General features: G+C 65.5%; 9 protein-coding genes. 1 reads left to right on the forward strand and 8 read right to left on the reverse strand.

What is annotated here, in order from left to right; all coding sequences use genetic code 11:
• Positions 1-73: 73 nt before the first annotated feature.
• Positions 74-1312: a multifunctional CCA addition/repair protein gene (locus ACESL5_RS05590; RefSeq protein WP_372591806.1), complete on the forward strand. Its 1239-nt coding sequence runs from the start codon at positions 74-76 to the stop codon at positions 1310-1312.
• On the opposite strand, the gene metE is transcribed toward ACESL5_RS05590, so the two are convergent.
• The 8 genes from metE to ACESL5_RS05630 form a co-directional block, all read right to left on the reverse strand.
• Positions 1303-3612 (reverse strand): 5-methyltetrahydropteroyltriglutamate--homocysteine S-methyltransferase, encoded by a 2310-nt coding sequence (metE, locus tag ACESL5_RS05595; RefSeq protein ID WP_372591798.1) that lies wholly within the window; start codon positions 3610-3612, stop codon positions 1303-1305. The genes ACESL5_RS05590 and metE overlap by 10 nt on opposite strands.
• 89 nt (positions 3613-3701) lie before the next feature.
• Positions 3702-5834: a diguanylate cyclase domain-containing protein gene (locus ACESL5_RS05600; protein ID WP_372591799.1), complete on the reverse strand. Its 2133-nt coding sequence runs from the start codon at positions 5832-5834 to the stop codon at positions 3702-3704.
• Between the two features lie 270 nt (positions 5835-6104).
• Entirely contained in the window at positions 6105-6251 is a 147-nt protein-coding gene (locus ACESL5_RS05605) for a hypothetical protein (protein WP_372591800.1), read from the reverse strand.
• Between the two features lie 219 nt (positions 6252-6470).
• Positions 6471-7379 carry an ROK family protein gene (locus tag ACESL5_RS05610; protein WP_372591801.1) on the reverse strand — a complete coding sequence of 303 codons (909 nt, stop codon included), beginning with the start codon at positions 7377-7379 and terminating at the stop codon, positions 6471-6473.
• A 134-nt stretch (positions 7380-7513) separates the two neighbouring features.
• Positions 7514-8020, reverse strand: a complete 507-nt coding sequence (gene tpx, locus ACESL5_RS05615) for a thiol peroxidase (protein WP_372591802.1) — start codon at positions 8018-8020, stop codon at positions 7514-7516.
• 64 nt (positions 8021-8084) lie between these two features.
• Positions 8085-8555 carry an HAD family hydrolase gene (locus tag ACESL5_RS05620; protein ID WP_372591803.1) on the reverse strand — a complete coding sequence of 157 codons (471 nt, stop codon included), beginning with the start codon at positions 8553-8555 and terminating at the stop codon, positions 8085-8087.
• A gap of 3 nt (positions 8556-8558) precedes the next feature.
• Positions 8559-9671 carry an iron-sulfur cluster carrier protein ApbC gene (gene apbC / locus ACESL5_RS05625; protein WP_372591804.1) on the reverse strand — a complete coding sequence of 371 codons (1113 nt, stop codon included), beginning with the start codon at positions 9669-9671 and terminating at the stop codon, positions 8559-8561.
• A gap of 107 nt (positions 9672-9778) precedes the next feature.
• Positions 9779-9941: putative PEP-binding protein (locus tag ACESL5_RS05630; RefSeq protein ID WP_372591807.1), on the reverse strand; the 163-nt coding region annotated here is incomplete at its 5' end.

Below are 9941 nucleotides of genomic sequence, written 5' to 3' on the forward strand. Positions count from 1 at the left end.
CATCCCGGGCAAAGCCGGCTCGATCCCGACAGTCAATAGCATGAGGGCATCCATGGCATCACCGACCTGCGATCTGAACCGTTACATCGTCGGCGGCGCGGTGCGTGACCGGCTGCTCGGCCGACCGGTCATGGACCGGGACTGGGTGGTGGTCGGCGCCACTCCCGAGATGATGCTCGAACGCGGTTTCCGCCAGGTCGGGGCGGATTTCCCGGTGTTCCTTCATCCCGAAACCGGCGAGGAACATGCGCTGGCACGCACCGAACGCAAGCAGGGGCGCGGCTACCACGGCTTCGCGGTCCATGCCGACCCGGACGTCACGCTCGAGGAGGACCTCGAACGCCGCGACCTGACCATCAATGCCATGGCGATGCAGGACGACGGCACCCTTGCCGATCCCTTCGGCGGCCAGACCGATCTCGAGGCACGGACACTCCGACATGTCGGTCCGGCCTTCGTCGAGGATCCGCTGCGGGTGCTGCGCGTCGCCCGATTCGCCGCCCAGTTGGCCGAGTACGGTTTCACCGTGGCCGATGACACCCGGGAACTGATGCGCCGGATGAGCGACAGCGGGGAACTGGCCGACCTGACCCCGGAACGCGTCTGGACCGAAACGGAAAAAGCGCTGGCGACCCATCATCCGTCACGGTACTTCGAGGTGCTGCGGGACGTCGGTGCGCTGTCACGGGTCTTTCCGGAAGTCGACGCCTTGTTCGGCGTGCCCCAGCCGGCGAAGTACCACCCCGAGATCGACACGGGCATTCATACGATGTTGGTACTCGAGGCCGCCGCTCGCCTGAGCCGTTCGATCGCGGTACGGTTCGCCGCGCTCTGCCACGATCTGGGCAAGGCACTCACTCCGCGGGACGAGTGGCCCCGTCACATCGGACACGAAGTTCGCGGCATCGCTCCGACGCGAGAGCTGTGCGAGCGCCTGCGTACACCGAAGGCCGTGCGGGAACTGGCCGTGCTGGCCACCGAGATGCACGGCCGGGTACACAAGGCCTGCGAAATGCGGGCTTCCACCCTGGTCGACCTGCTGGAACGAATGGACGCCTTCCGTCGCCCGGAACGCTTCCGGGACGTCCTGACGGTGTGCCACGCCGACGCCCAGGGCAAGCCCGGCCACGAGACCGATCCCTATCCCCAGGCAGGCTGGCTGGAACGGGTGCGGGACGTCGTGGCCGAGATATCACCCCGACCGCTGGTGGAACAGGGCTACCGTGGGGCGGAGATCGGGGAGAAGCTGCGCCAGGAGCGCATCCGTGCCGTCTCACGGCTGAAGGCGGAGCGGGGACTCCCTCAGGACTGATCCTGAAGCTCCCCGCGAAGGCGGCGAGCGGCCGAGACCATGGCGGCCAGCGCCGTTCTCACCTCAGGCCAGCCCCGCGTCTTCAGCCCGCAGTCCGGGTTCACCCACAACCGCTCGGCAGGGACCTTCTCCAGCGCCAGCCTCAGGCGCGCGACCATCTCATCCTCGGATGGCACGAGTGGCGAGTGGATGTCGTAGATCCCCGGTCCGATCTCGTTCGGGTAGTCGAAGTCGGCGAAGGCATCCAGCAGCTGCATGTTCGACCGCGTGGTCTCGATGGTTATCACGTCGGCATCCAGCGCGGCGATCGACTCGATGATGTCGTTGAACTCGCTGTAGCACATGTGGGTATGCACCTGGCAGTCGTCCGGCGCCACCGCGGTGGCGTGACGGAAGGCGCGTACCGCCCAGTCGAGGTAATCCGGCCAGTCTCGCCGGCGCAACGGCAACCCTTCACGGAAGGCGGGCTCGTCCACCTGGATGGCGGCAATGCCCGCATCGGCCAGGTCGCGCACCTCGTCTCGCAGGGCGTCGGCGATCTGGTAGGCCACTTCCTCGCGAGTCAGATCGTCGCGGACGAAGGACCAGAACAGCAGCGTCACCGGGCCGGTCAGCATGCCCTTGACGGGCCGGTCGGTCAGCGACTGGGCATGACGGCTCCACTCGACGGTCATGGCTGACGGGCGGGCCACGTCACCCCAGATGATCGGCGGCTTGACGCAGCGCGAGCCGTAGGACTGCACCCAGCCCTGCCGGGTGAAGGCATAGCCCTCGAGCTGCTCGCCGAAATACTCGACCATGTCGTTGCGCTCCGGCTCGCCGTGAACCAGCAGGTCCAGACCGATTGACTCCTGGAAGCGCACCACTTCCACGATCTCGTCCCGCATCCGGCGTTCGTACTCGGCCTGATCGATCTCGTCTCGCTTGAATGCCCGGCGTGTTGCTCGAATCTCGTCGGTCTGCGGGAACGAACCGATGGTGGTCGTCGGCAACAGCGGCAGGCCGATCCGTTGACGCTGCCTTTCGGCCCGCTCCGGATACGGACTCTGCCGAACCGGTTCCTCCCGGAGGGCCCTCGCAATGCGCGCCCGGCGTTCCGGATCACGCCGACCATGCAAGGAGTCGAGCCGGTCGCGTGCCGCCTTCGCGGCCGAGATCTCGCCGGCGATCGCCTCTCGACCTTCCGACAGTCCGCGGGCGAGCAAGACCAATTCGTCCAGCTTCTGCCGGGCGAAACTCAGGTTGTCGGCCAGCGCCTCGGGCAGGTGGGTCTCGTGACGGGCGTCGAGCGGTAGATGCAGCAGCGAGCAGCTCGGCGCCAGCCACAGACGGTCCCCCAGCTGCCGATGAATCGGCTCCAGGCGATCAAGCAACCGCTCCGGGTCGGCCCGCCAGATCGAGCGGCCATCGATGATGCCGACCGACAGGACCTTGAAGGAAGGCAACCGGTCGACCACGGTCGACAAGTCCACGTTCGTGGTCGCGTCCAGATGCAGACCGTCGACCGGCAGGCCGGCGGCGAGGGCCACCTGACCATCCAGTTCGCCGAAATAGGTGGCGAGCAACAGTTTCAGGCCGGGTGTCTTCAGGCGGTGATAGGTGGGCTCGAAGGCGGCCCGCCATTCCGGAGGAAGATCGAGCCCCAGTACGGGTTCGTCGATCTGCACCCATTCGATCCCGAGTGCCGCAAGTGCCGCCAGCACCGCCGCGTAGGCATCGGCAAGCTCCGCGGATCGCGCCAGCCGGTCGGGTGCGTCGGCACCGCGGCTGAGCCAGAGGAAAGTGAGCGGGCCAATCAGTACCGGCTTGACGCCGGGGCATTCGGCCACCGCCTCGCGGATGGGTTCGAGGAATCGCGCCGCATCGACACGGAAAGGTCGCCCGGCATCGAGCTCGGGCGCCAGGTAGTGGTAATTCGAGTTGAACCACTTCTTCATCGCCAGCGGAGCGAGCTTCTCGCCAGCGGTCTCGACCCCCCGGGTCAGCGCGAACAGGGAATCGAGGGTATTCGGCAGATCGCCGAAGCGTGCGGGGGCCTGACCGAACAACAGCGCCAGGTCGGCCATGCCGTCGTAGAACGAGAAATCGCCGGTCGCCGGCCGATCGATACCGGACGTCAACTGCGACCGCAGCGACTCCCCGCGGATGTCGGCGGCGACCGACTCCAGCGTCTCGGCACTGGAATCGCCGCGCCAGTGTCTTTCGAGCGCCCACTTGAGGGCCCGGCCCTCGCCCATCCGGGGGTATCCGAGCAGATGCGTGACGGGGCGGGAACGGTTCGAAAACGGCAGTGTGCTCATGTGCATTCCTTATTCTTTATCTGGAAGTGAGTGCACACAGCCTAACGAGTTGCTACATGAGCCTGTTGGATACTTTTTAAACGACTGGATTATTCCTGTTCATCCTTACCGTTCTTGGCGTGGTCCCCCGACTTGTCCGCCCCCGGCGTCCCGGCCAGCCGAACGCTCGAAACGCCGTGAATCACGACGGTGCCGAGTTCGCCGAACTTGGCCTCGTACATGGCCTTGTCGGCACGACGAAGGAGACCGTCGAGGGTGTCGGCATCCAACGAGAGGCGCGCAAACCCGACACTGGCCTTCACGCTCTGGGGTTGGTTCACGCCGCGCAGGACAATGGGAGCCTGGATTCGCTCGCGCAAGGTCTCGCCCAGACTGGCCATCGCAGCGGTCGACCGCACGCCGTAGAAGACCACCACGAACTCGTCGCCCCCGAGGCGCGCGACGATGTCCTCGCGGCGCCCGATGGCACGCAGGCGGCTCGCGATCTCCCGCAGCAGCTCGTCGCCCACGTGGTGACCGTAGGTGTCGTTGATCGGCTTGAAGTCGTTGAGGTCGATGAATGCCACCGCGATGCCGTCGCCTTCACGGAGGGCGTGCAACCGCGCCTGCTCGAAGCGTTCCTCGAGCCCGGCGCGGTTGAGCAGATCGGTCAAGGGGTCGTGATGGGCGCGATGATGCATCGCTTCCATGCGCTGGTGGCGACTCGTGACATCCGTGATCACGGCAACGTAGCGACTGACGCGACCCCGTTCGTCACGCACGGCGTCCAGCGACCAGTTCAGCACGCGCTCTTTCCCGTCCGGGAGCCGGGAAGGCACTTCTTCCTGCCAGCGATCGCGATACTTGAGGTGCCGAGCCACCTGGGAGAGCCATTGCTGCGACGGTGAGATCACCTCGGGTACGCGAAGCCGTTGTCCGGCCAATGAGGTAGTCGGCAAGCCGACCATGCGCTCGAAAGCCGGGTTGGCCGCGAGCACACGGCGACGCCGATCGAGAATCACGATGGCATCCCCTGCCCCCTCGAAGACGGCGGTGGCAAGCTCCTCGAGCTGTTCGAAGGCGTGGCGTTCCGACTGGTCGGTCAACGTTCCCACCAGTCCGGCGCTCGCACCGCCGCGGGACGGAACCACGTCCACGCGGATCTCGACCGGCAGCGAGGTGGCATTCTGCCGGGCCAGGCGGGACGTCATCACCAGCCGCGCGCCTTCATCGCGGGACCTCTTGAAGGCCAGCCTGACCCGGCGGCGCTCGGCCTCCGAGAACAGGTTGAGCCAGCTGGCACCCAGCAGCTGACGGTCGTTACGGCCCGTGAGGCGCTCGTAGGCCGGGTTCAGGTAGAGCAGACGCCCCTGCGTGTCCGCGCGGAACACCACGTCGTTGACGTTCGAGTTGACGTCGCGGAGAAGCCGCTCTGATTCCACGAGTCGACGCTGCTGGATCTGCCACCGCAACACCAGCCAGATCACCAGCAGGCCTGCCAGGACACTCGCGAGCCGGGCAGCCCGGCTTGCCCAGACCATGGCCGGCCCGGGCGCGGATGGCCGCAGCGCCAACTCCCACCGACCATCGAGTGCAATCACCGACGTCTTCAGGGCGGTATCGGTATCGAACCGTTCCGGCCGGCCGAGAAACGCGGCACCCTGGTCGCCCAGTCCGTCGAACCCGCGTACCGCCAACCGGCCCGCCTGAAGCAGATCGGTCGCCCCGGCTGCCTCGAACAGGCGCATGACATCGATCGGGGTGCTCACCACGCCCCAGTAGTCCGGATCACCGTCGTCATCCCGATCGAAGAACACGGGCACACGATGGATGACCGCAAATCCGCCCTGAACCATCTCGTACGGTCCACCGAGAACCGGCTCGCCCGTTTCGATGGCGCGTTCGAGGGAGGCCGATTGCACCGGATGATCCGCGAGATCGACCCCGATGGCCGCCTCGTTTCCCTCAAGGGGAATGCTCATCCGGATCACGCTGCCGGGAGCGATCGCGATCGATCGGATGACCGGCGTCCGGTCACGCAGACGTTCGGCCACCGCGCGGACTTCCGCCTCGTCCAGACCGCGTTCCACCAGGATCATCGCCGCGACGGCATCAGAGACGTTGGAGGCCTGGTTGAGCTGGGCCTCGATGCGAGTACGAATCTGCGCCAGGGCATCCAGGTCCGACTGCAGCCTGGCGTTCATTGCCTGACGCTCGACCAGCCATTGAATCGACAGGAGCAAGCCTATGACCACCATGCCGGCAAGCAACGGGGGTAACAGCACCCCGAGACGACCGGCAAGGGGAGATGACCCGGATGACTCGGATCGGACCGGGTGGCTCGACAGGAGAGGCACGCGGTTCATCCCCGCACTACGCGTCTAACCGCGCCAGCGCGGTAGGCGGGCATCAGGGTCGGGGGGGCAAGACTCCGAAGTAGCCGGTCCACCTGGGCTCTCAACGGAAAAAGCCGGCACCTTTCGGCGCCGGCCCTCGTTTAATCTGAGCGTCGGTCAGACATTCTGATGCCGATGCTGTTCCTTGTCGTGCTTCGCCTTCCCGGACTTTCTCCACAACATCCAGAAGGCATAGAGCGGCATGCCGATGATGCCGAGCATTGCCAGGGCACTGATCAGGACGATTTGCATCTCGATGCTCATGGCATTCAATCTCCCGGTTTAGATGGTTCGTATGACCACACTCCTTTGAACGAATGGGCCATAAGCCTAATTTAGACCGTACTTATGCGCCCATCAACCAAGCGAATCACTGAACTATTCAGTCAGTAGAAATCGATCGCCTGTTTCGAGCATAGACCATCATCTGGCGAACGCTCGTCAGGCAGGACGACCGCACCGAGGTACCGTCGGTTACGGGGATTACAGCCCCTCGGCGAGAAAGGCCGCCCCGCGCACGCCGCTGGAATCCCCGAATCTGGGGGGCAGCAGACGGGTGGTAATCGGATCGGAAAAAACGTACCGGTCCCAGATCACGGGCACGTTCTCGTAGAGACGGCCGACATTCGACATGCCGCCACCAAGCACGATCACCTCGGGGTCGAACAGGTTGATCACGTGCGCCAGCGACCGCGCCAGGCGGTCCTCGTAGCGGGCCAGCGCCGCCTGCGCCGCCCGGTCGCCCTCCCCGGCCAGTTCGACGATCGCCGCCCCGCTCAGCGAGCGACCGGTCGCCTCGGCATGATCACGCTCGAAAGCCGGCCCGGACAGCCACTGCTCGATGCAGCCGTTCAGGCCGCACCAGCAGGCGGGGCCGGGGGCCTCGTCGCCGCTCGCCCATGGCAACGGGTTGTGTCCCCATTCGCCGGCAATGGCGTTGCACCCGATCAGCACGTGTCCATTGACCACCAAGCCCCCCCCGACCCCGGTGCCGAGGATCACGCCGAACACCGATCCTGCGCCCGCGGCAGCCCCGTCGTCCGCCGACTCGGAGAGTGCGAGACAATTGGCATCGTTCGCCATGGAGACCGTCCGTCCCAGGTACTCCTCAAGGTCGAGCTTGAGCGGACGATCATTGAGGACGACGGAGTTTGCGTTCTTGATCAGGCCGGTTCGCGGGGAAATGGTGCCGGGAGTTCCCACGCCGATGCTCGCGGCCACCCCGCAATCGTGCTCGGCGCGGTCGATCAGGTCCGCCATCGTCTTGACGGTGCCTTCGTAATCTCCCTTGGGCGTCGGCTCGCGCTCCCGCCAGATGATTTCGTTGTCCGGGTCGATCACGGCCACCTCGATCTTGGTGCCTCCGAGATCTACCCCGAGTCGATTTCCCATCTCCCTTCTCCTCACCGAAATCAAAAAGGCCCGACCATGAGACGAACCGAGGGGCAGCGCCGGAGAAATCCGGTTGCCGAGTCAGTTGTGTCTCCAGCCGGGCCGATGCAAGGCGACCGTTCGCCGTGGAAGGGTCAGCCCTTCTCTAGGGACGCCAGTGCCGCTTCGTAGTCGGGTTCGTCGGCGATCTCGCCCACCTGCTCCACATGGAGCACGGTGTTGTCACTGTCCAGCACCACCACCGTGCGGGCGGCCAGGCCAGTCAGTGGTCCGCTGGCGATGCGCACGCCGTAATCCTCGAGGAATTCCGGGTTGCGGAATGCCGAGAGCGTGACCACCTGGTCCAGGCCTTCCGCACCGCAGAAACGTCCCTGCGCGAACGGCAGATCCATGGAAATGCACAGAACCACGGTGTCTGACAGGGTGCTGGCCCGCCGATTGAACTCCCGGACCGACTGCGCACAGGTGCCCGTGTCGATGCTCGGGAAGATATTGAGCACCTTCTTGCGACCGGCGAAGGCGTCAAGACCCTTGTCGGACAGATCGCTCGCGGTGAGCGTGAACGCCGGTGCCTGGCCGCCGACGGATGGCAGCGAGCCGGCAACCTCGACCGGATCACCCTTGAACGTGACCTTGGACATGCAATGCCTCCTTTGGAACATGACAAGCTGTAATGGTGGGCTGTCGCGGGGACAGCCCTCATGACTAGTTGCGCAACGTGGCGATCAGCCGCTTGGGCTTCAAGAGTAGATCAAGCGCGCTGTTGATGTCCGGACAGACGACGTCCGAGGCATCCAGGGCGTGACGTGACAGTCCCTCGGACTGGACCACCCCGATACCGAGGACGGCCTCGGCCAGCATGAGCGCGTCATTGCGCCCGTTGCCGATCGTGACGCACTCGCGCGCCGAGAGCGTGCGTACGTAACGCTGCTTGGCCTCGTCCTGCAGGTGATCGGAGAGCGTCGACAGTGTCACCGGCAGATCTGCCAGCCGCCCCTTGACGTCACCGTAGGTGTCCGCCGTGATGACGTGCACGTCCAGATGCTTGGACAGTTCGCGCACGCGCTCCCCGACACCCTCCACCAGGGCACCGTCCAGCGCCAGCGTACCGTTGTAGTCCAGCACGAGATGGGACAGTTGCAGCACACCCCGACTGGGGATGGTGATTTCCAGCATGGTTTACTCCTCGATCACGATTTCCGGACCCTGGCTCGACTCGGCACGCACCGCCCGTCCGAGCGTTGCGGCGAGACGGCGGGCGGCCCGGCGATAGGTGGAGGCCAGGGCCCCTTCGGGGTCACGTGCCACGGTGGGTGTGCCGGCATCGAGATCCTCGCGGATCTGCAGGTTGAGCGGCAACTGGCCGAGCAGCTCCGTGTCGTACTGCTCGGCGATGCGCTGCCCGCCACCCTCGCCGAAGATCGCCTCGACATGGCCGCAGTTCGAGCAGACGTGCGTGGCCATGTTCTCTATCACGCCGAGAATCGGCACGTTGACCTTGCGGAACATGTTGATCGCCTTGCGCGCATCGAGCAGCGCGATGTCCTGCGGCGTGGTCACGATCACGCTGCCCGCCACCGGCACCTTCTGCGCCAGTGTCAGTTGCACGTCGCCGGTGCCGGGCGGCATGTCGACGATCAGGTAGTCCAGCCCGTCCCATCGCGTGTCGTTCAGGAGCTGCATCAGGGCCGAGGTCACCATCGGGCCGCGCCAGACCATGGCCGACTCCTCGTCCACGAGGTAGCCGATGGACATGGTCTGCAGCCCCTGGGCCTCCACCGGCGCCATGGATTTCTCGTCGACCTGGCGGGGCTTTTCGCTGGTACCCAGCATGCGGGGCTGGCTCGGACCGTAGATATCGGCATCCAGCAGCCCCACGCGGGCGCCGTCGGCGGCCAGCGCCAGCGCCAGGTTGACGCTGGTGCTCGACTTGCCCACACCACCCTTTCCGGAAGCCACCGCGATGATGTTCTTGACGCCCGGTAGCGGCTTGCCGTGCATGGCCGAGCCCTCGGGCGCGACGAAGGCCACCGTCACGTTGACCGAGACCGAATCGTCGACGCCGTGCACCGCCTGCTCGATCTCGCCAACCAGTTCGCTTTCCCACTCGCCCGGCGGATAGTCGAGGACGATGTCTATCTGGCAGGCATCCCCCGTGCATTCGATGCGCTCGACGGCGCCCGCCTCCCCCAACGTCTGGTCGTTGTTGGGATCGCGGACGGCAGCAACCGCCGGCTCGATCGCGGCCGCCGCCCCCTTGTCCTCTTTCCGCTTCTTGCCGAACAGGCCCATGGATTCGCATCCCCCTTCATCTGGTTACCGTGACCAACGGGCGGTAGCACTCGACTACATACACGCCGTTGGGTGAAGGGTAACAAAACAGCACCAATTTGGTCGGGTTAAGAGGACATCGCCTTCTCGGCCTCGAGGACCGCTTCCTGCATCGGCAGGAGGCTGTCCGGGTTGAGCGACAGGCTGGAAATGCCCTGCTCGACCAGCCAGCGGCTGATCTCCGGGAAATCCGACGGGGCCTGGCCGCAGATACCCACGTACTTGCCGTGG

Source organism: Guyparkeria sp. (genome assembly GCF_041687595.1).
Classification (GTDB): domain Bacteria; phylum Pseudomonadota; class Gammaproteobacteria; order Halothiobacillales; family Halothiobacillaceae; genus Guyparkeria.

What these genes read in the sequence shown, in the direction of transcription:
- tpx (WP_372591802.1), bottom strand. Translation starts at nt 8,020, where the DNA reads ATGTCCAAGGTCACGTTCAAGGGTGATCCGGTCGAGGTTGCCGGCTCG.
- ACESL5_RS05620 (WP_372591803.1), bottom strand. Translation starts at nt 8,555, where the DNA reads ATGCTGGAAATCACCATCCCCAGTCGGGGTGTGCTGCAACTGTCCCAT.
- ACESL5_RS05605 (WP_372591800.1), bottom strand. Translation starts at nt 6,251, where the DNA reads ATGAGCATCGAGATGCAAATCGTCCTGATCAGTGCCCTGGCAATGCTC.
- metE (WP_372591798.1), bottom strand. Translation starts at nt 3,612, where the DNA reads ATGAGCACACTGCCGTTTTCGAACCGTTCCCGCCCCGTCACGCATCTG.
- apbC (WP_372591804.1), bottom strand. Translation starts at nt 9,671, where the DNA reads ATGGGCCTGTTCGGCAAGAAGCGGAAAGAGGACAAGGGGGCGGCGGCC.
- ACESL5_RS05610 (WP_372591801.1), bottom strand. Translation starts at nt 7,379, where the DNA reads ATGGGAAATCGACTCGGGGTAGATCTCGGAGGCACCAAGATCGAGGTG.